Source organism: Fructilactobacillus sp. YLN 2412 (assembly GCF_059488745.1).
In genome coordinates, this window is sequence record NZ_CM183165.1 from 509,654 (window position 1) to 533,211 (window position 23,558).

General features: G+C 31.3%; 24 protein-coding genes. 21 read left to right on the forward strand and 3 right to left on the reverse strand.

What is annotated here, in order from left to right:
• Positions 1–21 precede the first annotated feature (21 nt).
• From AC0GLR_RS02445 to AC0GLR_RS02480, 8 genes are all read left to right on the forward strand, one after another.
• Positions 22–1,182: a cysteine desulfurase family protein gene (locus tag AC0GLR_RS02445; protein WP_495605189.1), complete on the forward strand. Its 1,161-nt coding sequence runs from the start codon at positions 22–24 to the stop codon at positions 1,180–1,182.
• The gene (locus AC0GLR_RS02450; protein ID WP_495605190.1) at positions 1,182–1,526 is read left to right on the forward strand and encodes a hypothetical protein; all 345 of its coding nucleotides are present in this window, start codon (positions 1,182–1,184) and stop codon (positions 1,524–1,526) included. The genes AC0GLR_RS02445 and AC0GLR_RS02450 overlap by 1 nt, the downstream gene beginning before the upstream one ends.
• A gap of 119 nt (positions 1,527–1,645) precedes the next feature.
• Entirely contained in the window at positions 1,646–2,770 is a 1,125-nt protein-coding gene (gene mnmA, locus AC0GLR_RS02455; protein ID WP_495605191.1) for a tRNA 2-thiouridine(34) synthase MnmA, read from the forward strand.
• 87 nt (positions 2,771–2,857) lie between these two features.
• Positions 2,858–3,514, forward strand: a complete 657-nt coding sequence (locus AC0GLR_RS02460; RefSeq protein WP_495605192.1) for a histidine phosphatase family protein — start codon at positions 2,858–2,860, stop codon at positions 3,512–3,514.
• An 8-nt stretch (positions 3,515–3,522) separates the two neighbouring features.
• Complete coding sequence (locus AC0GLR_RS02465; protein WP_495605193.1) at positions 3,523–4,209, forward strand: tetratricopeptide repeat protein; 687 nt, start codon at positions 3,523–3,525, stop codon at positions 4,207–4,209.
• A gap of 6 nt (positions 4,210–4,215) precedes the next feature.
• Positions 4,216–6,651, forward strand: a complete 2,436-nt coding sequence (recD2, locus tag AC0GLR_RS02470; protein ID WP_495605404.1) for an SF1B family DNA helicase RecD2 — start codon at positions 4,216–4,218, stop codon at positions 6,649–6,651.
• 48 nt (positions 6,652–6,699) lie between these two features.
• Positions 6,700–7,650: a ribose-phosphate diphosphokinase gene (locus AC0GLR_RS02475; protein ID WP_495605194.1), complete on the forward strand. Its 951-nt coding sequence runs from the start codon at positions 6,700–6,702 to the stop codon at positions 7,648–7,650.
• A gap of 15 nt (positions 7,651–7,665) precedes the next feature.
• Positions 7,666–8,661, forward strand: coding sequence for an aldo/keto reductase (locus AC0GLR_RS02480; RefSeq protein WP_495605195.1), 996 nt, complete (start codon positions 7,666–7,668; stop codon positions 8,659–8,661).
• 97 nt (positions 8,662–8,758) lie between these two features.
• Here the strand turns inward: AC0GLR_RS02480 and rnjA are convergent, their stop codons facing one another.
• Both rnjA and AC0GLR_RS02490 read right to left on the reverse strand, forming a co-directional pair.
• Positions 8,759–10,447, reverse strand: a complete 1,689-nt coding sequence (rnjA, locus tag AC0GLR_RS02485) for a ribonuclease J1 (protein ID WP_495605196.1) — start codon at positions 10,445–10,447, stop codon at positions 8,759–8,761.
• A complete protein-coding gene (locus tag AC0GLR_RS02490) occupies positions 10,447–10,665 on the reverse strand; it encodes a DNA-directed RNA polymerase subunit epsilon (RefSeq protein WP_495605197.1) in 219 nt (72 codons plus the stop codon). Before AC0GLR_RS02490 ends, rnjA begins: the two co-directional genes overlap by 1 nt.
• Positions 10,666–10,834: 169 nt before the next feature.
• On the opposite strand from AC0GLR_RS02490, the gene AC0GLR_RS02495 reads away from it, so the two are divergent.
• The gene (locus tag AC0GLR_RS02495) at positions 10,835–11,314 is read left to right on the forward strand and encodes a hypothetical protein (protein ID WP_495605198.1); all 480 of its coding nucleotides are present in this window, start codon (positions 10,835–10,837) and stop codon (positions 11,312–11,314) included.
• 32 nt (positions 11,315–11,346) lie between these two features.
• Here AC0GLR_RS02495 and def read toward each other — a convergent pair whose 3' ends face one another.
• Complete coding sequence (gene def / locus AC0GLR_RS02500) at positions 11,347–11,907, reverse strand: peptide deformylase (protein WP_495605199.1); 561 nt, start codon at positions 11,905–11,907, stop codon at positions 11,347–11,349.
• A gap of 238 nt (positions 11,908–12,145) precedes the next feature.
• On the opposite strand from def, the gene AC0GLR_RS02505 reads away from it, so the two are divergent.
• The 12 genes from AC0GLR_RS02505 to holA all read left to right on the forward strand — a co-directional run bounded on the left by AC0GLR_RS02505 (position 12,146) and on the right by holA (position 23,549).
• Positions 12,146–13,000, forward strand: a complete 855-nt coding sequence (locus tag AC0GLR_RS02505; RefSeq protein ID WP_495605200.1) for a Rossmann-fold NAD(P)-binding domain-containing protein — start codon at positions 12,146–12,148, stop codon at positions 12,998–13,000.
• The gene (locus tag AC0GLR_RS02510) at positions 12,984–13,283 is read left to right on the forward strand and encodes a UPF0223 family protein (protein ID WP_495605201.1); all 300 of its coding nucleotides are present in this window, start codon (positions 12,984–12,986) and stop codon (positions 13,281–13,283) included. The genes AC0GLR_RS02505 and AC0GLR_RS02510 overlap by 17 nt, the downstream gene beginning before the upstream one ends.
• A 210-nt stretch (positions 13,284–13,493) precedes the next feature.
• Complete coding sequence (gene typA, locus AC0GLR_RS02515) at positions 13,494–15,332, forward strand: translational GTPase TypA (RefSeq protein WP_495605202.1); 1,839 nt, start codon at positions 13,494–13,496, stop codon at positions 15,330–15,332.
• Positions 15,333–15,435: 103 nt separating this feature from the next.
• Positions 15,436–16,617, forward strand: coding sequence for an FtsW/RodA/SpoVE family cell cycle protein (locus AC0GLR_RS02520; protein ID WP_495605203.1), 1,182 nt, complete (start codon positions 15,436–15,438; stop codon positions 16,615–16,617).
• Between the two features lie 4 nt (positions 16,618–16,621).
• Positions 16,622–16,885, forward strand: coding sequence for a YlbG family protein (locus AC0GLR_RS02525; protein ID WP_495605204.1), 264 nt, complete (start codon positions 16,622–16,624; stop codon positions 16,883–16,885).
• 7 nt (positions 16,886–16,892) lie between these two features.
• Positions 16,893–17,462, forward strand: a complete 570-nt coding sequence (rsmD, locus tag AC0GLR_RS02530; RefSeq protein WP_495605205.1) for a 16S rRNA (guanine(966)-N(2))-methyltransferase RsmD — start codon at positions 16,893–16,895, stop codon at positions 17,460–17,462.
• The gene (coaD, locus tag AC0GLR_RS02535; RefSeq protein WP_495605206.1) at positions 17,459–17,941 is read left to right on the forward strand and encodes a pantetheine-phosphate adenylyltransferase; all 483 of its coding nucleotides are present in this window, start codon (positions 17,459–17,461) and stop codon (positions 17,939–17,941) included. The genes rsmD and coaD overlap by 4 nt, the downstream gene beginning before the upstream one ends.
• A complete protein-coding gene (locus AC0GLR_RS02540; RefSeq protein ID WP_495605207.1) occupies positions 17,934–18,983 on the forward strand; it encodes a SepM family pheromone-processing serine protease in 1,050 nt (349 codons plus the stop codon). Before coaD ends, AC0GLR_RS02540 begins: the two co-directional genes overlap by 8 nt.
• 67 nt (positions 18,984–19,050) lie before the next feature.
• The gene (locus AC0GLR_RS02545; RefSeq protein WP_495605208.1) at positions 19,051–19,728 is read left to right on the forward strand and encodes a helix-hairpin-helix domain-containing protein; all 678 of its coding nucleotides are present in this window, start codon (positions 19,051–19,053) and stop codon (positions 19,726–19,728) included.
• Between the two features lie 56 nt (positions 19,729–19,784).
• Positions 19,785–20,270 carry a ComE operon protein 2 gene (locus AC0GLR_RS02550; RefSeq protein WP_495605209.1) on the forward strand — a complete coding sequence of 162 codons (486 nt, stop codon included), beginning with the start codon at positions 19,785–19,787 and terminating at the stop codon, positions 20,268–20,270.
• Between the two features lie 59 nt (positions 20,271–20,329).
• The gene (locus AC0GLR_RS02555; protein ID WP_495605210.1) at positions 20,330–22,534 is read left to right on the forward strand and encodes a DNA internalization-related competence protein ComEC/Rec2; all 2,205 of its coding nucleotides are present in this window, start codon (positions 20,330–20,332) and stop codon (positions 22,532–22,534) included.
• On the forward strand, positions 22,521–23,549 hold the full coding sequence (gene holA, locus AC0GLR_RS02560) for a DNA polymerase III subunit delta (RefSeq protein ID WP_495605211.1): 1,029 nt from the start codon (positions 22,521–22,523) through the stop codon (positions 23,547–23,549). The genes AC0GLR_RS02555 and holA overlap by 14 nt, the downstream gene beginning before the upstream one ends.
• The last annotated feature ends 9 nt before the right edge of the window (positions 23,550–23,558 follow it).

Below are 23,558 nucleotides of genomic sequence, written 5' to 3' on the forward strand. Positions count from 1 at the left end.
TAATGAAAAAGGATGTAGTCAATGAGTGAAATATATTTAGATAATGCAGCAACTACTCCTATTTCAGACGAAGTGCTTGCTGAATTAAATGACAAATATAAAAATATCTATGGGAATGCTTCAACTTTATATGGACTAGGCAGACAAGCAAAGCAGATTTTAGAAGATAGTCGCCATACAATTGCCAATAGTATCAATTCTGAAGATAACGAAATTGTTTTTACTAGTGGCGGGAGCGAGAGTGATAATACAGCAGTAATTAAAACTGCTGAAGCCAGAAAAAATTTAGGCAACCACATTATTACAACTACTATTGAACATGAAGCCATTTTAAAACCCATGCATTACTTAGAAAAAAAAGGTTTTAGAGTTACTTATTTACCTGTTGATGAAGAAGGTAATATATCTTTGGATGATTTTAAAGCAGCTTTGGATGATGATACTATTTTAGTATCCATCATGACAGTTAATAATGAGGTTGGTAGTGTCATGCCAATTCATGAAATCGGAGCAATTTTAAAGGATCATCAAGCATGGTTCCATACTGATGCAGTTCAAGCATATGGCCTAGCAGATATTGATGTTAAACGCGATCATATTGATTTATTGTCTACTTCAGCACATAAAATCAATGGTCCTAAGATGATGGGATTCTTGTATCGTTCAAATGAAATTAAAATTTCAAGTTATATTATGGGTGGAGATCAAGAAGATAAGCGACGTGCCGGAACAGAAAATGTTCCTGGAATTGCTGGTTTTGCTGCAGCAGTTACCAGTTTGACTGAATCAGAAAAATTGGCTAGGAAAAAAAGATTCCAAGGATTCAAGGATTTAATTATTAATGGATTAAAGTCTAATCAAATTGATTTTGAAGTAAACGGATCAAATGATAAAACTAGTTCTCCTCATGTTTTAAATCTTTGGATTAAAGGTATTTCAACTTACATTATGCAAAATAATCTTGATTTAGCAGGTATTGCAGTTTCTGGTGGTTCTGCCTGTACAGCTGGAAGTTTGGAACCTTCTCATGTGTTAATTGCGATGTTTGGAAAAGATAATCCAAAAATTGAAGAGTCAATTAGGGTTAGCTTTGGTCGCTATACAACAGAAGCTGACATTAATCAATTTATTGATGAAACTACTAAAATTGTAAATCGGATTAAAGCGAGGAAGGCTAAATAATGGCTTTTGCAACTAAAATTAAATTAAAGGGCGATGTACATCAATATCGGTTAAATCCTGAAATTAAATTATTTACCCTCAGAGATTTAAATTTTGAAACAACGAGAAATGGTAATTTTGAATATCAGCATTCTTTGAATTCAACTTCTCCATACTTGAAAAATGCAATAAAAATTAAAATAACCATTAATCAAGATTTGAAAAATTTTAAAATGGCGATTATTGATGGTAGTGGATTAAAAATAGTTGACATTTTTTCAAGTGATAAATTTGTTAACGAAAAAGAACAATTTGATTTTTTAATGCATACTTTGATGTTGCGTAAAGTTTTACTTAGAGATTAAAAAATACCGGGTGTTTCTTTTGCTTGCCAACTATTGATAGAATAGCGTATTATTATTACTACTGGAATTACGACCTTCAAATCGTGGATTTCTGAATCTATAAGAATGATGGTGATCAAATGAAAGATAACAGTAAAACTCGTGTGGTAGTTGGCATGAGTGGTGGTGTTGATTCGTCGGTTGCAGCTTATCTTTTAAAAAAACAAGGATATGATGTTATTGGTGTTTTCATGAAAAACTGGGATGATACTGATGATAATGGTGTTTGTACTGCAACTGAAGACTATAAAGATGTAGCACATGTTGCTAATCAAATTGGTATTCCTTATTATTCGGTTAATTTTGAAAAGGAATATTGGGATCGAGTATTTACTTACTTTTTAGATGAATATCGTCGTGGAAGAACACCTAATCCCGATGTAATTTGTAATACGGAGATTAAATATAAAGCGTTTTTAGATTATGCAATGGATTTAGGCGCAGATTATATTGCTATGGGTCATTATGCGCAGTTAAAGCGTGATGATACTGGTAAAAATCATTTGCTGCGTTCAACTGATTTAAATAAAGATCAAACGTATTTTTTGAGTCAGCTTTCATCAGAACAAATAGATCGAGTGATGTTCCCAGTTGGTGGGATGACAAAACCAGAGGTTAGACAGATTGCTCATGATGCTGATTTATATGTAGCTGATAAAAAGGACTCAATGGGCGTCTGTTTTATTGGACCTGGTAATTTTGATAAATTTTTGAGTCAGTATTTACCTGCTAAACCTGGTAAAATGATGACACTTGATGGAGAAGTTAAAGGTAATCATAATGGACTAATGTATTATACAATTGGCCAACGGAGAGGTTTGGGGATTGGGGGAGATGGAAAAGATAATCGACCTTGGTTCGTAATTGGTAAAGATCTTTCTAAAAATATTCTTTATGTTGGAAAGGGTTATGAAAATTCTTATCTATATGCAGATTACTTAACGGCTTCTGATTTATCTTGGATTGATGGTAATTCGCGTGGAAATGATTTTCATTGCACTGCCAAATTTAGATATCGTCAAAAGGATGTTGGTGTAAAAATTCATATTTCTGATGATAATAGTCATGTGCGAGTGGAATTTGACGAACCAGCGCGAGCTGTTACACCCGGTCAAGCAGTTGTATTTTATGATGGCCAGGAATGTCTTGGTGTAGCAACGATTGATGCAGCATACAAGAATGAGAAAAAATTACAATATGTATAGAAAAAGCTCGACTTTTTAGTCGAGCTTTTTTGATTAAAGACTAGGAAACTGGCATAATAACAATAGATTAAAAAATAGGTGAATAAAATGAAACTATACTTTGTGAGACATGGTAAAACACAATGGAATCTTGAAAGTCGCTATCAAGGTGCAGGCGGAGACTCTCCATTATTGCCAGAGAGTTATGCTGAAATGAATTTAGTGGCTAAAAGTTTACAGCATGTTGATTTTTCACATCTGTATGCCAGCCCAATTAAAAGAGCACGTGAAACAGCTTTTACTATTCAAAAAAATTTAAATCAAGATGTTCCGATTTCGTTAGATAACCGATTAGAAGAATTTCATCTGGGTAAGATGGAAGGAATGCTTTTTGATGATGTAAAAAAGAAATATCCACGAGAATTTGATAATTTTAGAAATCATCCTGATCAATATAATCCAACTGAAATTGATGGGGAAACCTTTCAACAATTGATTAAAAGGATGAGTAGTAAAATTAACGAAGTAACTAGTAATTTTTCTAATGATGACAATATTTTATTTGTAAGTCACGGAGCAGCTTTAAATGCATTGATTAACTCGCTACTAGGCATTCCATTAAAGGATTTACGAAAACGAGGTGGGCTTGCAAATACTGGAACTACGGTATTAGAAACAAATAATCATGGACATACTTTTAAATTAGTAAAATGGAATGATACTAGTTATTTAAATCATAAGACTGAAAAATCAGATATAATTTAGGAGGAAAAATGACAGAAAATAAAAAAGAAATTGATCAAGAAAAAAAACAAAAACAAGCTGAAGAAACCCTTCATAAGCTTGTTAAAGATATTGATGATCATCCTAATGACTATCGGACATACTATGATTTAAGTGTGTTTTTAGTTGAGTTACATAGTTATACTCAAGCTGAGGAATTGTTGATGAAAGCAATGGGATTATTTGCGAATCGAAGTGTTAAGGCAAAAAATATGCTTACTTATGGGTTAGGAAACGTATATTATTCTGCTGGTAAATATGAACAAGCTATTCAAGAGTTTCAACAGGTAACTGATGAAAATTTAAAATCAGATGCTTATGTTATGATGGCTCAAAGTTATATGGCTCAAAAGAATTATAAAAAAGCACTGGCATTTTTGTTAACAGCTCAGGAAGTAGCTAAACAAGATGTAAAGATTAATATGATGATTGGACAATGTTTAATTGCATTGGGTAATTTTGAACAAGCGGCTGAATTTTATGATAAAGTTTTAGCAGCAAATCCAACTGATGGACAAGCTAATTTTGATCGTGGATTAATTGCAATGGTCTTAGGAGAAAATTTTAAATCATATTTTGATAAAGCGGAAAAATATGACAAGAAGAATTTTGATCAAAAACAGGGGCAGATTACTGATATTGAAAAAGTTATTCAACTGAGAAACAAAAAAAAGTAGGAGATTATTTTGTCTAATTCGATTAGTCTTTTTGATGATGAACAAGTGAATAATAGTCAAACTAAGCCGTCGTTAACTGGAAAGGTAATTACGACTTTTTTTGAGGGTACTGATAGTTTTTATAAAGTTTTACTTGTAAAGGTTGAAAAAACAAATTTTAACTGGGACGAAGAAGAAATTGTGGTAACTGGTAATTTTGCAGATATTGCAGATGATACTAGTTATCGTTTTGTAGGAAAATTAGTTGATCACCCGAAGTACGGGAAACAGTTTCAAGCAGAAAATTATGAGCGAACTAATCAAAGTTCAAAAGAAGGATTGGTTAAATATCTTTCTGGAGCTGATTTTCCGGGGATTGGGCAAAAAACTGCCCAAAAAGTAGCTGATGAATTAGGAACGAATCTAATTGAAAAAATTATTGGCGATCCCAAAATTCTTAATAAAGTAGGGTTAAAACCAAAACAACGTGATACAATTATCAATTCATTGAAAAAGAACAATGGAGCTGAACAAGTGATTGTTGGTTTAAACAGTTATGGGTTTGGAAGTTCTTTATCAGCAGCAATTTTCAAAAAATATCGAGAAAAATCATTAGAAGTAATTCAAAATAATCCTTATCAATTAGTTGAAGATATCAAAAATATTAGTTTTAAACGTGCTGATCAAATTGCTGCAAAAATTGGGATTGAGTATAACTCTCCAGCAAGACTTCGAGCTGGATTATTGACAACCCTTACTAACTTATCAATTAGAAATGGTAATACCTATTCTAATTCTAAAGAGTTAATTAATGATAGTTTTAATGTTTTAGATACAGATCACCAGCAACAAATTGATAATGAAAAATTAGCTCAAGAACTCAAAGAGTTAGTTAAAGATAAAAAAGTTGAAGTGGATGACGGTAAAATTTATCTTAGAAGTCTTTACGATGATGAATGGAAAATTTCTGAAAATGCGCATAGAATTTTTGCTGCAAAAAGTAAAGAGCAACCAGATGATTATTTTAAAATCATTCATAAGGTTGAGAAAAAAATTGGTATTAAATACGATGATTCCCAAATTAAAGCAATTAATAACGCATTGAAAAATCAAATTTTTATTTTAACTGGTGGACCTGGAACGGGGAAAACTACCATTATTAATGGAATTGTTCAAACCTATGCTAAAACCAATAATCTTTCTTTAGATATTAATAAATATAAAGAAGATACCTATCCTGTATTATTAGCTGCGCCAACTGGACGTGCTGCCAAAAAGATGAGTGAATCAACAGATATTCCTGCTAGTACTATTCACAGGTTGTTAGGTTTAAATGGAACAGATGATGAAGACGGAAATGCAATTGATGGTGATTTGTTAATTATTGATGAAATGTCAATGGTAGATACTGAATTATTTACAAAGTTGATGAAAGCAATTCCAAGCGGTATGAAAGTTATTTTAGTTGGCGATAAAGATCAACTTCCATCTGTTGGTCCTGGACAAGTTTTTTTTGACCTGATTAGATCAAAAACTATTCCTAAAATGGAATTAAATCAAATTCATCGTCAAGGTGATGGTTCAACCATTATTGAACTTGCTCATGACGTAAAAAATGGAATAATACCAGCAAATTTACTTCAAAAAGAGCAGGATCGAAGTTTTATTCAATGTAATACTCACCAAGTTGTTGGTTTAATTGACCAAATTGTCTCTAAGGCAAAAAATAAAGGATTTTCAGCTACTGATATTCAGGTGCTTGCGCCAATGTATCGTGGGGAAGCAGGAATCGACAAGTTAAATTTTGATGTACAAAATATTTTGAATCCTAAACAAAATGCTAGTCAAAAAGAAGTTGAATTTCGAGACACTAAATATCGAATTGGCGATAAAGTACTTCAGTTGGTTAATGATCCTGACAGTAATGTGTTTAATGGTGATGTAGGTAAGATTGTTGGAATTGAAATTAATCGTGATAATAAACATTATTTGGATAAATTAATAATTGCATTTGATCAAACTGAGGTAACTTATAGTCGAAATGATTGGAATCAAATTACACTAGCTTACTGCACGTCAATTCATAAAGCGCAGGGAAGTGAATTTAAAATGGTAATTTTACCCATTGTTCCACAATATCGACGAATGTTAGAAAGAAATTTATTGTATACGGCAGTTACTAGAGCTTCCCAAAAGTTAGTAATGGTGGGTGACGTTAATTCTTTTCAAGAATGTGTTGACCATGAATCAAGTAATCGTAAAACTACCTTAAACGAAAGATTACAACAGGTATTTAAGATTGATGGAAATACTATTGACGAAAAAGAAAGTTTAAAATCAATCACTTCTACACCAAAAGATTATATTTTAACAGAAGCAGCTATTGCTAATCATTTAATAGATCCGATGATTGGAATGGATGGAATCACGCCAACAGATTTTGTTGATGAAAAATTGGGTTAAATTGATTATAATTAATAATATAAATAAAGCAGTCATAAGGGGAAACTAATGCCTAGTAAAACAGCACACAAACCAATAATATTTGCGTTAAATTCTAATAAACCGTTAGCTAAAAAAATTTCAGAGGTTAGCGGAATGCCTTTAGGGGATGCCACAATTAACCATTTTAGTGATGGTGAAATCAAGATTTCGATTAATGAAAGTATCCGCGGTGATGATGTCTATATTATTCAGTCATTATCAGATCCAGTTAACGATAATTTAATGGAGCTATTGATTATGATTGATGCAGTTCGAAGAACGAGTTCACATACCATAAATGTAGTTATTCCTTATTATGGATATTCTCGTTCTGATCGTAAGGCAAAATCACGTGAGCCAATCACTGCAAAGTTAATTGCCTCTTTTTTACAAAATAGTTCGGTTGATCGAGTGATTGCTTTTGATTTGCATGCTGCCCAAATTCAAGGATTTTTTGATATTCCAGTTGATCATCTTCAGCCTGATAAATTAGTTAGTGATTATCTCCATGAACATCATTTGGATCAAAATGCAGTGGTTGTTGCACCCGACCATAATGGAGTCGGGAGGGCAAGGAATGTCGCGGATCGATTGGATTTGCCAATTGCAATTGTTGATAATCGTCAGCCTGATGATAGTGATCATGTTCCAGATTCAGTAATTGGTGATGTGAAAGGTAAAAATGCTATAATTGTTGACGATATGATTGTGACAGGACGTAAGATGAAAGTTTCTGCTGCTGCGTTAAAAAAAGCTGGTGCAAATAAAATATATGTTGCTGCTACTCATCCAGTTTTTTCAAATGCTGTAAAAAATAATTTAGCAGATGATAATATTGAACAGGTTATTGTAACCGATTCAATTGTGATTCCAAAAAAGGATCAAATGGAAAAGATTTCAGTTATTTCAGTCGGTAATTTAATTGGAGAAGCGTTAAAATTAATACAGGAAAATAAATCAACTCACGTTTTATTCTAATTTGGAGGGATAATAATGGTTTTTAAAGCTAATGATAATCGTTATGATAATATGAAGGTTAGAAGGGCTGGAAATACTGGTTTGCAATTACCAGCTCTTTCATTTGGAACATGGCATAATTTTGGAGACACTGCTAATTTTGAAGATAGTGAAAAAATTATGTTAGCAGCTTTTGATCGTGGAATTTTTAGTTTTGATTTAGCTAATAATTATGGCCCAGGTTCTGGTGCTGCTGAGAGAATGTTTGGTCAAGTTTATCAACGAGATTTAAAGCCTTATCGTGATGAATTAATTATTACAACCAAAGCTGGATTTCATATGTGGCCAGGCGTATATGGCAACTTTTCATCTAAAAAAACTTTAGTCGCTGCTTTAGATCAAAGTCTACAAAGAATGGGTCTAGATTATGTCGATATTTATTATACTCATCGTTTCGATCCAAATACTCGTTTGGAAGAAACAGCAGAGGCTTTAGATGGTCTTGTTCGGGCTGGAAAAGCTTTGTATATTGGTATTTCTAATTACAATGGGGAACAAACCGCTCGAATGATTGAATTATTTAAAGAATTGCATACTCCTTTTGTTGTAAATCAAAGCTCATATAATATGTTAAATCGTGAACCACAAAACGACGGTACTTTAAAAACTTTGGCTGAAAATGACGATGGCTTCATCGCGTATGGTCCATTAGCTGAAGGGTTATTAACTAGCAAGTATTTAAATGGTATTCCAAGTGATATTCACTTACATTGGACGAATAATTTTATTTTAGAAAATGGGGAAGCAAAGGCCATTTCTAAATTAAATAAATTAAATGATTTAGCTAAAAATCGTAATCAGACTTTGGCACAAATGTCATTAGCATGGTTATTACATGATCCGACTGTTGTTAGTGTGGTAACTGGTGCTTCAAAAGTAGCTCATTTAGACGATAATTTAAAGGCTCTTGATAATTTAGAATTTACACCAGATGAATTAGAAGAAATTGATAAAATTGTGAAAGAAAAATAGTAAAAAAGTCACTTAAATTAAAAAATTTAAGTGACTTTTTTGTTAATAATTTATTATAAAAACAGGAGAATTAAAAAAATTCTCCTGTTTTTATATTTTACTTTTCAGTATCATTCATAATTAACATCGGTAAAATCAAAGGATTACGTTCTGTTTTTTCATAAAGGAAATTTGAAAGTTCATCAACGATTGCTTTTTTGATAGTTTTTTCAGAAGCATCTTTATTGTTCATAGTGCGACGAATAGTTTTGAAAACTAATTTTCTTCCTTGATCAAGTAGTTCTCCTGATTCTCTCATATAAACAAAGCCACGTGACAACAAATCAGGACCAGATTGAATTTCTTTATCCTTTAAATTAATTGTTGCAACAACAACTACTAAACCTTCTTCAGAAAGCATCTGGCGATCTTTGATCACATTTTCATTAACACTATCAATTCCATTACCATCAATAAAAACATCTCCAGCAGCAAAATTACCTGCAATTCTAGCAGTATCTTTTGTAAGAGCTAATACTTCACCATTTTTAAGAATAAAACAATGATCAGCAGGAATTCCACATTCTTCGGCTAAACCAATATGAATTTTTTGCATTCGATATTCACCATGAATAGGAACAAAAAATTTAGGTTTCATTAATCGAATCATTAATTTTTCTTCTTCTTGACCACCATGTCCAGAGGTATGAATATGATTTTCATAACCTTTAATTACCGTAGCACCAGCTTCTTCAAGTTCATTGACAATTCGGTTAACGCTAATTACATTACCAGGAATTGGATTACTTGAAAGAACTACGGTATCTCCAGGTTCAATTGCAATCTGACGATGAGTTCCATTGGCAATTCTAGAAAGAGCAGCCATTTGTTCTCCTTGAGAACCTGTACATAAAATCATAGCCTTGTCAGCAGGAAGTGATTTTAATTGAGCAGCATCTACAAAAGCACTGTCCGGGACTTTAATATATCCTAATTCTCTACCGTTTACTACGGCTGCTTCCATACTACGTCCGAATACAGCAATTTTTCTACCATGTTTGTAAGCAGAATCAATTGCTGTCATTACACGCGATAAGTTTGAAGCAAATGTTGCAAAAATAATTCGTCCATGCTCTTTATCGAATATTTTTCTAACAGATTTGCTAACATAATTTTCAGATTTGGTCCAAACAGGTTTTTCAGCATTGGTACTATCACCCATTAGGCATAAAACACCTTCTTCGCCCAGTTTTGCCATGGCTTGTAAATCTGGTGGAGTGTTAGTAACAGGGGTTAAATCAAATTTATAATCTCCTGTTTCAACAATTACTCCATCCGGAGTATGGACTGCTACTCCAAGTGCATCAGGAATCGAATGAGTAGTTCTAAAGAAAGAAACGCTAGTTTTTTTAAACTTTAAAACAGATTTTTCATTGATTTCATGAAGCTCGGCCTGTTTTAACATGCCATGTTCTTCAAGTTTACCTTTAATTAAAGCAAGTGCTAATGGTCCAGCATATACGGGCACGTTAATGGCCTGTAAAATGAATGGAATTCCACCAATATGATCTTCATGACCATGAGTGATAACTAAAGCCTTGATTTTATCTTGATTTTTAACTAAATATTGATAATCAGGAATAACATAATCAATTCCTAGTTGTCCATCTTCTGGAAACTTAATTCCAGCATCAATTAAAACAATTTCATCTTGGAACTGAACCCCATATGTGTTTTTTCCAATTTCGCCTAGTCCACCAACGCCGTAGATTGCAGTTTCATTATTTTTGACGTTTAGTTTATTCATTATTTATTAAACTCCGTAATTTTAAAATCTGGTTCATTTTTTTCAAACTCTAAATGTTTACCTTCAAGAGGTTGAATGTATTCAATTGTATAATCAGTATTTTCATCAATTAAATCTCTAACTTTAGCCTCGGTTTCAGTATCTAAATATAAAGACTTAGTTGATTCCCGTTTAGGATTTTCTTGAGGTTTTTCTTGGTATAAAACTTTAAAAATCAAAATGATTACTCCTTTTCTAAAAACTTTTAAGTGTCGAACTAATTGTTGGTAATTACCAACTATTGTGTAACATTCTACCATAATAAAATGTATAAGTATATCTTCGTTAACTTACCAACTATATACGGAACGTGATAATATAGACTAAAATATTAAACTGGAGATAAATATGCAAATTTTTATTGAATTAACGATTGGATTTGTGGTTGCTGTTATTATTTACAATATTTTGCATCATTTCTTAGTGACCATTCCTGATCGCAAATATCAAATTGCTGTAAAAAAGCAGGTTGATAACGAAGTCTTTCAAATTATTTCTGAATTAAAAGATGAAAAAAATGTTTTAGTCATTGATCGGTTTATTAACTCAAATGTTCTGACGAGTGTTTGGGGACGGGGAGTAATGGTTTTTGAATATCGATGTCATGTGAAAACCAATCAGGATTTAAAGTATACTCGTGCTACCATTGACAATAAATTGCGAAAACAAGCCAAACAAGATAATTTTGTTGATAAAAACGGTAACGTTAAATTGATTTTAACTGACTGTTGGCTTAACAATCATATTTTAGTGTTTGATGTGGCTGATGAACGAAATCGAGCTACTTATGAATACGTTAAGGATATTAAAAAAATGGATGAAAAATAACAGTGCATTATTTAATGCACTGTTATTTTAAATTAATCTATAAAAATTTCATTTTCAGTCTGATTAAATGGATTTTTTGTATCAATATGATCATAAAATAAAGTTCCATGTAGATGATCAATCTCATGTTGAGCAATGATAGCAGGGTAGTGTTTCAATCTTACTTTGTGTTCCTTGCCGTCTAAATCTTGGTATTTGATGGTTACACGATCAGAACGTGGAACATATCCTGGAATATCTTTATCAACAGATAAGCACCCTTCACCAACAGTTAAAGCTGCTGTTTGCACAGAATTAGAAATAATTACTGGATTAACCATAATGGCTTTAAATGGTGATTTTTGTCCATCTTCTTCTGGTGGGGTTAAAACCGCCGCCATTAATTTAGAAACGCCGACTTGTGGTGCTGCCAAGCCAACTCCTGCTCGCAAATTATATTTTTTACATTTTTCTGGATCTTGACTGACTTCTAAATATTTCATCATATTTTGGCCCAGCTCACGATCTTCTTTACTGAGTGGAAACTTAACTGTTTCAGCTTGTTTTCGCAAAACAGGGTTTCCATCTCTTGTAATATCTTTCATTAGGTACAAAAGATTACCTCCATTCGTTTCAATAACTACTAATCAATTATATTGCATTTACGTAATTATTGTAAGACTAGTGGAAATTTAATGAAAATTTTACTTTTTATGATTTATAATGTTAGATTATATAAAGACAGTCTAAAAGACGAGGGGGATTACCATTTTTAAATCTAAGATATTAATTAAAGGGGATACTAAACGTGTTTCTGCCATGCTTCATTCATTAATAATGAGTGATTTGGCGTTGTCAGTATTAGTTAATGATGAAGAAAATTTTTCCAGTGACTTTTTAGCGAGTGAAATGTGTCAAAATCTTGATATTAAAGAAATTAATTCTGAATCTAAGTTAGATGATTTTGATGCTATGATTTATCTACCAAATACTGATTTTTATAATCCTAAAGTTACTGACGCAGTTAGAATTGCAGAAGATATTTCTGATGAGCTTGATAAATTTAGAGATACCATTAATGATGTTATTTCACGTGGTTTTAAAGGTAAAATAATCCTTGATGCCCCTCATGATGAAGTTTTTGTTTATTTTGCAGCATATTTTTCTGGATTTGATGTTAATAAAATTATTGGACTTGGTACGTTACCTCAAGAAATGATATTAAGGGAAAAATTAGTAAAAGAATTTAAGGTTAGTGATGAAGATATCAACGTAAATACTTTGGGATTGAGTACTAATAATTTAGTGGCATGGAGTAGAGTTTATATTGGCCCTGCTACTTTATTATCTTATATTGCTAGTGATAATAATAATTTTGATTCGAAATTAATTACAGATGTACAAGAAATGATTTCTGACCCACAAATCGTCACAAATTTAATGATTCAAGCGAAAGCAATTATAAAATTATTAAATTATCTTTCAAAAAGTGAATCATTAATCTGTTCAGTTGTAAGTTTAAATAAAGAAAATGATAAATTTAGTTTGGATCTCTCACCCAAGTTAATTAATCACAATGGGATTATTCAATCAATTAATTTACAGCTTTCTGATGACGAAACTAAAGAAGTTGATGATGATTTAAAATGGGCGACTAATATAATTGAAAATATAAAAGAAGGTAAAGCACATGGTAAGAAAGACTAATGAAACTTATTCTTATCCAATCGTTGAAGACTGGTCAACGAAAGAATTAGCTGAGGTAACAGAGTTTTTCCGTAATGTTGAACGGGCTTATGATTTGCCAAATGGAGTTAATCGACAGAAATTAGTAAACAGTTTTAAACGTTTTCAAGAAATTAATCCTTCTCGAACGGAGCAAAATAATTTGCGTCGTGAATTTGAAAGGAATTCTGGATTTGATATTTATCATACTTTAAAAAAAGCAGAGCAAAATCCAAAAATTAAAAACATTAAACAAAACGATTAGACGTGATTTAGCAGTATTGACGTAATTCACTCTAATGTGATATCATCATAAATAGTGTTAATAGCGAATTTAAAAGAGTGCAAGTTAATTTTTAGATTAACAATAGGCAATTGAATGAGCTGTGAGATAATCACGGCTTTTTATCTTGTAAATGGTCTATCTAAAATTGATTGCTCACTTTTTTAACTGCTTTTTGAGGAGGAAACATTTTTGAAAACAAGAGATGATATTAGAAACATTGCGATTATTGCCCATGTCGATCATGGTAAGACGACATTGGTTAATGAATTATTAAAACAATCTGACACTTTAGATGGACATGATAAAATCCAAGATCGTGCACTTGATTCCAATCCAATTGAACGTGAACGTGGAATTACTATTCTTTCTAAAAATACTGCCGTTAAATACGATGGCAAGCAGATTAATATTTTAGATACACCTGGACATGCTGATTTTGGTGGAGAAGTTGAACGAATCATGCGAATGGTTGATGGTGTACTTTTAGTGGTTGATGCTGCTGAGGGCACTATGCCACAAACACGATTTGTTTTGAAAAAGGCTTTGGAACAACATTTGACTCCAATTGTTGTTATCAACAAGGTTGATAAGCCAGGTGCTCGTCCTGAAGAAGTTGTTGATGAAGTACTTGATTTATTTATCGAATTAGGTGCAGATGAAAGTCAACTTGAATTCCCAGTTGTTTACGCTTCAGCTATGAATGGTACTTCAAGCGACAAACCAGAATTAGAAGCACAAGAACATACAATGAAACCAGTTTTTGATGCAATTTTAGATAATATTCCTGCACCTATTGATAATTCAGACATGCCACTTCAATTTCAGGTAGCCATGCTTGATTATGATGACTTTGTTGGTCGAATTGGAATTGGTCGTGTTTTCCGTGGTAAAATCAAAGTTGGTGACAGCGTTGTCGTTATGAAACTTGATGGTTCAAAACAAAATTTCCGTGTTACTAAAATTATGGGATTTGTTGGTCTAAATAAAGTTGAAATTAACGAAGCAAAAGCCGGTGATTTAATTGCTGTTTCTGGTATGGAAGACATTAATGTTGGCGAAACAGTTGTTTCTCCTGAAAAATTAGAGCCACTACCAATTCTTAGAATTGATGAGCCAACTATGAGAATGACTTTTGGTACAAACACTTCTCCATTTGTTGGTAAAGATGGAAAATTTGTTACTGCTCGTCAATTAATTGATCGTCTTGAAAAAGAGCTTCATACTGATGTTTCTCTTCGTGTTGAAGAAACTGATGACCCAGGTGCATGGCTAGTATCTGGACGTGGTGAACTTCATTTATCAATTTTAATTGAAACCCTTCGTCGAGAAGGTTTTGAACTGCAAGTTTCTCGTCCTGAAGTTATTTACAAAACAATTGATGGTGTTAAATGTGAGCCTTTTGAATCAGTTCAAATTGACACTCCAGAAGAGTATTCTGGCTCAATTATTGATACTTTATCACAACGTAAAGGTGAAATGCAGAATATGGAAAGTGTTGGAAACGGACAAACTCGGATGAGTTTCTTAGTTCCTTCACGAGGATTGATTGGTTATTCAACTCAATTCCTTTCACTTACTCATGGTTATGGTATTATGAACCATAGTTTTGAAAAATATGCTCCAGTTGTTAAGAATTGGGATCCTGGCCGTCGTAATGGTACATTGGTATCTATTAATACTGGTAAAGTTACGACTTATGCAATCATGGCTGTCCAAGATCGTGGTAAGATTTTTACCGATCCATCTACTGAAGTATACGAGGGTATGATTGTCGGAGAAAATTCTCGAGATAATGACATTTCAGTTAATATTACTCGAGGACGTAATCAAACTAATGTCCGTGCTGCGGGATCAGAAGATATTGCTAAAGTTAAAGCACCGGTTCATCTTACTCTTGAAGAATCACTTGAGTTTTTAAATAGTGATGAACTTTGTGAAGTAACACCTGATCATGTTCGTTTGAGAAAACGTATTTTAAACACTAACGAACGTGAAAAGTCAGCCAAAAAACAAAAACACAATAATTAATTATTGGATTAAGATTACTCATTATGAGTAGTCTTTTTTTTAGCTTATAATACTAGTACAATAGTTATATTAGGATAAATTATTGTATCGTTGGAGATTGATTATGAGAAAGTTTTTTAGTAAGATTGATTGGTTTTTATTCTTTCCTTATATTTTATTGTGTGGGATTGGAATAGTGATGGTATATTCTTCTAGTGCTGGGATTGGACTACTGCATGGTGGAGTAGCTAAATCATATATGATTAAGCAGCTGATTTTTGTTGTGATTAGTGTTATTTCTCTTTTGGCTATGTCTAGAATCAATTTTAGAATATTAAGAAGTCAAAAATTTATTATTTTTTTTACTTTGATTATGGCTTCATTGCTTTGTTATTTAAAATTTAAAGGTGCTACTATCAATGGTGCTGCTGGTTGGATTTCGTTTGGTGGAGTAAGTTTGCAACCAGCTGAATTGTGTAAATTTTTCTTTATTATCTATTTTGCTTATTTGTTTTGGAAAAGGCAGCAAAAAATTGTTAGTATCGGGTTATTTAAAGCATCAATCAGTAATGTTCTTCCTTTTTTTATTCCTACTGTTATGTTGGGATTGATTTTAATACAACCAGATACTGGTGGATTTGCTATTAATTTGTTTATTATAATAGCTATGTTTGCTGCTGCTAGTAAAAGTACAAAATCAGTATTTACTTGGGCAGTTCTTTGTTTTGCAGGACCTTGTTTATTGCTATGGGTATTTATTAATCCAATTGCAAATTGGGCTGCTAATAGTCATAGTTATCAATTACAACGATTTGTATCGTTTAATAATCCGTTTTTACATGCACAAAGTTCAGGGCAGCAATTAATTAACTCTTATTATGCAATTAGTAATGGCGGTATTTTTGGTAGAGGTTTGGGGAATAGCATCCAAAAAATGGGTTATCTAGCTGAACCGAATACAGATTTTATTCTTCCAATTATTTCAGAAGAATTGGGACTTATCGGAGTAATAGTTGTTTTGGGATTGTTATTTGTGATGATTGTTAGAATCATAGACATTGGTTTTAAAACTACTAACATTTATTACAGTTCAATTTGTTATGGGACAGCAGCTTACTTTGTTATCCAAACGTTATTTAACGCTGGTGGTGCTGTTGGTATTGTTCCATTAACTGGAGTTGCATTACCATTTATTAGTTATGGTGGATCTAGTCTTCTAACTTTAAGTCTTTGTTTGGGAATGGTTTTGAATATTAGTCGAATTGAAAAAATGAAAAACAAACATAAGTTGAAACATTCGAGGTGATTTTTTGTCACAATTTGAAAATCGAACGGAATTAATAATTTCCGTTTTTGCTATTAAACAGGCTAAAACATTACAAAAATATGGTGATATTCGTTTTATTTCAAATAAAATGCATTATGTGATTTTGTTTGTTGATAGTAAAAAATTAGATGAAATAATTAAAGAAATAAAGAAACAGCATTTTGTTAAGAAAGTCGAAATTTCTAAAACTCCAGCTTTAGCAATTGATTTTAGTGAATTAAATCAAAATGTAGAAGAGGAAGGTTAAGTTAGTTATGCGGATAATCTCTGGAAAATATGGCGGTAGAAAAGTTCAACCCGTTCCTGGTAACAAAACGCGTCCAACTACTGACAAAGTTAGGGAATCATTATTTAACATGATTGGACCTTACTTTGATGGGGGTAATTTTCTTGATTTATTTGCAGGATCAGGAGCAGTTTCAATTGAAGCAATTTCACGCGGTATGAAACATGCTATTTTGGTTGATCACCAATATGCTGCTTATAAAATCATTAAAAAAAATATTCAGATTTCTAATGAAGAAATTTCTGATTTTACGGTTTGGAAAATGGATGCCGAACGTGCAATTAAAAAACTTTCTGTTCAAAATAAGAAATTTGATTATATATTTTTAGATCCACCATATGCTAAGCAGCAAATGATTAAGCAATTAAATGAAATTAACAATTATAACTTATTAAATGTTGATGGAATAGTGATTTGTGAGACTGATAATAAAACTGAGATTGGTGAAGTTGATGGTTATCACTTAATGCGTAAAAAGAATTATGGACTAACGAGTATTACAATATATCAAAAAATTCAAGGGGAAGATATGAAATGAAAAATGCAGTTTATCCAGGAAGCTTTGACCCTTTAACTAATGGTCACTTAAATATTATTAAGCGGGCTAGCGTTATTTTTGATAATGTAACAGTTGCAATTGGTATTAATCCTGAAAAAAACAGTTTATTTACTGTAAAAGAACGTATTGATTTAATTAATCAATGTATTTTTGAACTAAAAAATGTGACAGTTAAGTCTTATAGCGGGTTGACAGCTAATTTTGTTAAAGAACAAAATACCAATATTGTTATTCGTGGTACGAGAGATTCTAGAGATTTCATTTATGAGCAAGAAAATGCTAATCTTAATAGTCTGATAGATAAGGATATTGAGACGATTTTATTATTTGCTAATCGTGATTATGAACTGATATCTTCTTCAATGGTAAAAGAAATTAATCGTTTTGGCGGAGATGTTTCTAAATTTGTTCCGGCACCAGTTGAAGAAGCTTTAAAGGAGAAAAAGACGAGTGAATAAATTTATTCAAAAAGTTAAAAAACATAAATTTTTAATTTCATTCATTATATTTATTTTATTTTTATTATGGTTTCTTTTTTGGCCGTTAAAATCATTAGTTGAATCTCCTGGAGAAGCGATTAATATTCAACCAATGGTTAAAATTAATGGCAAAAAGCCGCTTAAAAAAAGTCATTTCATGATAACTGCCGTTTCACTTTCTCAAGCAAGACCGATTTCGTATGTACAAGCTAAAATTGATCCACATTTATCAATTGAAAAAGCGGATGATATTACTGGCGGACAAAATAACGAGCAGTTTAATAATGTTCAAAATGTTTATATGAACAGTGCAATTAACAATGCTATTTATGTTGGATATCACAAAGCTAGAAAGTCAGTAAAACGAACTTATCATGGAGTATATATTTTGAATGTATTACCACATTCAGATTTTAAAAACAAACTTCAACCTGCTGATTTAATTGAGTCAATCAATGGTAAACGGATGAAGCAAAGTACTGAGTATGTTAAATACATTAAGCATTTACCCAAAAATGCTAAATTAGAAATTCATTTTAAACGAAATGGTAAAAATAAATTTGTTAAAGGTGAAAAACGAGAAATTGTTCCCGGATTTAATGGAATTGGAATTACGATGATTGATGATATGACAATTAAAACTAATCCTAAGGCTTCTATTACTCCTGGAGATATCGGGGGACCATCAGGTGGATTAATGTTTGCATTGCAAGTTTATAGTCAGTTACAAGAACATCAATATTCATTTAAAAAAATTGCTGGAACGGGAACTATTGCTACTAATGGTGATGTTGGTGAGATTGGTGGAGTTGACAAAAAAATCATTGCTGCTAATAATAGTGGGGCCCAAGTTTTCTTTTGTCCTTATGTAAAACCAACCAAAGAAAATCTTATGTTGGAACCTGATCATAAGACTAATTATCAAGTAGCAAAGGCAACTGCTAAAAAATATGCTCCACATTTAAAAGTTATTCCAGTTTCATCATTTGATGACGCTTTAAATTATCTAAACAAAAATTAACAAAAGACATCAAACTAATTAAAGTTTGATGTCTTTTTGCGTATTTATGTTTAGGAAGGGGATTAAGATGGATAAGTATATTGAAAAAGCACAGGAAATATTTGAGGAATATAAATTTAAAATTGTCATCGGATTGGTATTTTGTATCTTATTACTAGTTGGTTTTTTAATTTTTACTCAGAAGGTAAATAAGCCACATTCAGTTCAAGCGACAGACACTCAACCAACAACTTTATCTAAAAATGGAACTAAAGTGAAAAGTCATAGTAATGAACAAATTTTTGTAGATGTAAAAGGAGCAGTGAAAAATCCAGGAGTATATCAAATGAATAATAGTATGCGTGGGTCTGATGCCGTAAATTTTGCTGGTGGTTTTACAGAAGCAGCAGATATAAACCATATTAATTTAGCAAAAAAAGTCACTGATCAAGAAATTATTTATGTACCTTTACATGGTGAAATAGTTGGAATTCCCAAAAGTGATTCTATTAGTGATAGTAGACAACCTAACCTTGAAAATCCTGAATCTGATGAAAAGAGTTCTGCTATGGGGAATAAAGTTAATTTAAATGATAGTGACAAAACTAAGTTACAAACTATTAATGGAGTTGGCGATAAAAAAGCAGATAAAATTATTGATTATCGAAATCAAAATGGACCTTTTAAAAGTGTTGATGATTTAAAAAATGTTCCCGGGTTTGGTGAAAAAACAGTTTCAAATTTGCGACCATCACTGACTGTTTAATGTAAATCAAAATAATTATTGCTATACTTAGGGAAAGGATAGGTAAGGGGATAATTATGAAGAAAAAAAGGATTCCGTGGGATCAATATTTTATGTTACAAGCAATTTTAACTGCCACAAGAAGTACTTGTGAAAGATTATCGGTTGGAGCAGTACTTGTAAGAAATAAACGTGTAATTGCCTGCGGATATAATGGATCTGTTTCAGGCGATGTTCATTGTACAGATGTGGGTTGTTATTTAGTGAACGGACATTGTGAGAGAACCATCCATGCTGAAATGAATGCAATCTTACAATGTGCTAAATTTGGTGAATCGACTGATAATGCAGAAATATATGTTACTGATTTTCCTTGTTTACAATGTACAAAAATGTTGTTGCAAGCTGGAATCAAAAACATTAAATATTTGCGTGAATATCATAATAGTGAATATGCCAAAAAATTATTGCTTAATCAACATGTTAAGGCTGAAAAAATTAAAATTAAGAAAGAACAAATTGATAATTTACCATTCGATGAATACTTATCTATCGATAAATAATTAAAAAAAATTTTTATATTTTTACGGCTATTCTTTGGAGTCTTGTTAGCGTTACAATTTTGATTGATTTTTGGTGGGGAATAATTTTAACCTTAATTTGGTTAATTAGAATTTATCGACTTCAGATTAAAAAAATATTATTTGTTAATTTGTTATTAATGTTAATTCCCATCTTGATTTTTACTTTATATCAACATAATGAAACAACTAAGGTGGTTGATTTAAACCACAATTGTGGGCTATCTAAGCAGATTAAAATAGAAATATTACCAGATGAATTAAAAATTAACGAAAATAAATTCCATGCAATTGGATATGTACCTAAAATTAATCAAAAAGTTGTTCTTTTTGGGTTTTCTAAGAATAATCAAGAACAGCAGTTATTAAAATCAATTAAAACTAAGTCATTAGTAGAAGTTACAGGGGATTTATCTGAGATAGAAAAAGCACCTAATTTTAATCAGTTTGATTCCAAATCATTTTATGGTGAACAAGGAATTCATGGTCAAATAAAAGTTATGCAGATTAATAAGATTTCATATGATTTTAAGCAAAATATTAGTGAATGGATGCATTTAATTCGTTATAAAGGATTACAAAAAACAAGTCAGTTTCCAAAAACACTCAAAATGTATGTTCAAAGTTTGTTGTTTGGATTTAAAAATAGTGATTTTAAAGACAATATGTTAGGTGTAAAGCAACTTGGGTTAATTCACTTATTTAGTATTTCGGGGATGCATGTTTATTTTTTAATTAATTTTGTGATACTTTTTCTTTCTTTATTACACATTAAACGAGAATCTATTGAGTGGATACTTATTTTAGTTTTGCCCGGATATTTTATTGTAGCAGGAGCATCAGTTGGATTATTACGAGTTATTTTAATGGTTGAGGGAAGATTAGGAGTAAAAAAATTAGGTCTTTATTTTACACGTTTGGACATCTGGTCATTGGCATTAATGATTAATTTGTTAATTAATCCTATGCTCTTATTACAGTTTGGTTGCCAATTGTCTTACGTGTTATCGTTTGCATTAATTTATGCTAATCGTCTTAATACTGTTAAAAGAACCATCATGATGAATGTGATTGGTCTTCCTTTTATCCTTTTCAATCTTTATGAATGGCATATTTTGTCTTTACTTGCTAATATTTTAATAATTCCTTTCTTTTCGGTTATTATTTTTCCCATTGTAATAATTGGTTATTTTTTAGCAAGATTTAATTTGCCGTTTGTTAATTTAATTGATAATGGATTATCAATTTTTGATAAAATTATGATGGGAGTTTCTAGATTTCCTGGCGAAATAACATTTGGAAAACCTATTATGTTAGTCGTAATTGGAATGGTAATTTTGAGTTTGTTAATATTAGAAGTACCCAATTTAAAAAATAAAATAATATTAATAAGCTTATTTATACTTACTTTTTTAGTGATTCATTTTCCACTAACAGGTGAAATAACTTTTTTTGATGTAGGACAGGGTGATAGTGTTCTAGTAAGACAACCATTTAATACCTCGATAACTTTAATTGATACAGGTGGGAAACCTAATTTTTTTGCTAAAGAGGGTCAAAAGACAATTTACTTAGCCCCTGAGACATCTATGAGATACTTAAAGAGTATCGGTATTAATCATATTAATAACATTTGTTTGAGCCATCAGGATGCAGATCATATTGGTGATTTGCCAGCTTATTTAAATGATATGAAAGTTGATTATGTATATGTTCCTTGGGGAATGAGTCATAATCAACATTTTATGAAGAAAATCAAACCATTTATGCACAAATTTGAATTGGTGGAAGTAAAAGATGGCAATGATATTTCCAATACCCCGCTTCATGTCGTTCATCCTTTTATAAAAGGATTAGGTAAAAATGAAGACTCAATGGTTTTATTTGGTAAAATTAATGAAAAAAACTGGCTTTTTACAGGTGATTTGACTAGAGATGAAGAATTAAAGGTTCTAAAAAAATATCCTCATATGAAAGTAGATGTAATAAAATTAGGCCATCACGGAAGCAAAACTGCTTCTGACCCTAACTTTATTGCAGCAATCAAACCGAAGATTGGAATTATTTCAGCAGGAAGAAATAATCGTTATGGACACCCTAATGATGAAACTTTAGAAACGATGAAAAACAATAAAATCAAAACAATTAATACCCAAACGAATGGAATGATAACGTATAAATTTTCATCAAACGATATTGGTGAATTTAATACCAAATGGAAGGATCAAAAACATGTCAATAGTTGAGGAAGTTGAGTCTATTTCTAAAAATCCAAGTTCTGTTTATTTAGTAGTTGGGGAAAATGATTATTGGGAAAATCAAATTATCAATCAACTTAAAAAAATTATTCCACAAGAAGAAAGAACGATGAACTTTGCTGCATATGATATGGATAGTGTTCCATTGTCAGAAGCAATCAATGATGCTTTATCAATTCCATTTTTTGGTAATCGACGTGTAGTAATTGTAAAGAATGCTTTTTTTTTAACTGGAATGCGTAATAAAAGTAAAATAAAACATAACATTAGTGAACTAGAAAAATATTTAGATAACGTTTCTAGTAACACTGTCTTGCTGATTTTTGCACCGTATTCTAAATTGGATGGGCGAAAAAAAATCACTAAAAAATTAAAAAAAAATAGTACTATGATTAACTTAAATGATTTTTCTGAACGCGAAATTATTAACTTTGTAAAACAATATATTAACAATAAACATTATGAAATTAGTAATGATGCACTTAACGAGCTATTCTCAAGAACTCAAGGTGATCTTTCTAAAATGATTAATGAATTAAATAAAGTTTTGATTTATTGTAATAAAGAAAAAAAAATTGATCTAGAGATTGTTGATTTACTAGTTGCTAAATCAATTAATCAAAATGTTTTTTCATTGGTTAATTATTTGATGAGAGGAAAAACGACAAAGGCAATTCAGTTTTATCATGAATTACTTGAGCAAAAACAAGATCCAATTAAAATTAATGCAATTTTAGAAAGTCAATTTAGATTATTATTGCAAGTTAAGGTTTTAAAAGATTATGGATATAGTGCTGCTATGATTGCCAAGTCTTTGAAAATTCATCCGTATCGTGTAAAACTTGCCTATCAGTCTGTTGAATCATTTACAGTAGAGTATTTACAAGCGGCATATTTAGAATTAGTACAAATTGAATGCAAACTAAAAAGTAGTCAAGAAAATTCAGAACTACTTTTTGAAATGTTTTCAATTAAATTTAGTAAAAAAAAGAACTCGATTTAAAATCGAGTT

Coding starts and splice junctions, on each gene's coding strand:
- AC0GLR_RS02445 (WP_495605189.1), top strand. CDS start 22: ATGAGTGAAATATATTTAGATAATGCAGCAACTACTCCTATTTCAGAC.
- AC0GLR_RS02450 (WP_495605190.1), top strand. CDS start 1,182: ATGGCTTTTGCAACTAAAATTAAATTAAAGGGCGATGTACATCAATAT.
- mnmA (WP_495605191.1), top strand. CDS start 1,646: ATGAAAGATAACAGTAAAACTCGTGTGGTAGTTGGCATGAGTGGTGGT.
- AC0GLR_RS02460 (WP_495605192.1), top strand. CDS start 2,858: ATGAAACTATACTTTGTGAGACATGGTAAAACACAATGGAATCTTGAA.
- AC0GLR_RS02465 (WP_495605193.1), top strand. CDS start 3,523: ATGACAGAAAATAAAAAAGAAATTGATCAAGAAAAAAAACAAAAACAA.
- AC0GLR_RS02475 (WP_495605194.1), top strand. CDS start 6,700: ATGCCTAGTAAAACAGCACACAAACCAATAATATTTGCGTTAAATTCT.
- AC0GLR_RS02480 (WP_495605195.1), top strand. CDS start 7,666: ATGGTTTTTAAAGCTAATGATAATCGTTATGATAATATGAAGGTTAGA.
- rnjA (WP_495605196.1), bottom strand. CDS start 10,447: ATGAATAAACTAAACGTCAAAAATAATGAAACTGCAATCTACGGCGTT.
- AC0GLR_RS02495 (WP_495605198.1), top strand. CDS start 10,835: ATGCAAATTTTTATTGAATTAACGATTGGATTTGTGGTTGCTGTTATT.
- AC0GLR_RS02510 (WP_495605201.1), top strand. CDS start 12,984: ATGGTAAGAAAGACTAATGAAACTTATTCTTATCCAATCGTTGAAGAC.
- AC0GLR_RS02520 (WP_495605203.1), top strand. CDS start 15,436: ATGAGAAAGTTTTTTAGTAAGATTGATTGGTTTTTATTCTTTCCTTAT.
- rsmD (WP_495605205.1), top strand. CDS start 16,893: ATGCGGATAATCTCTGGAAAATATGGCGGTAGAAAAGTTCAACCCGTT.
- coaD (WP_495605206.1), top strand. CDS start 17,459: ATGAAAAATGCAGTTTATCCAGGAAGCTTTGACCCTTTAACTAATGGT.
- AC0GLR_RS02545 (WP_495605208.1), top strand. CDS start 19,051: ATGGATAAGTATATTGAAAAAGCACAGGAAATATTTGAGGAATATAAA.
- AC0GLR_RS02550 (WP_495605209.1), top strand. CDS start 19,785: ATGAAGAAAAAAAGGATTCCGTGGGATCAATATTTTATGTTACAAGCA.
- holA (WP_495605211.1), top strand. CDS start 22,521: ATGTCAATAGTTGAGGAAGTTGAGTCTATTTCTAAAAATCCAAGTTCT.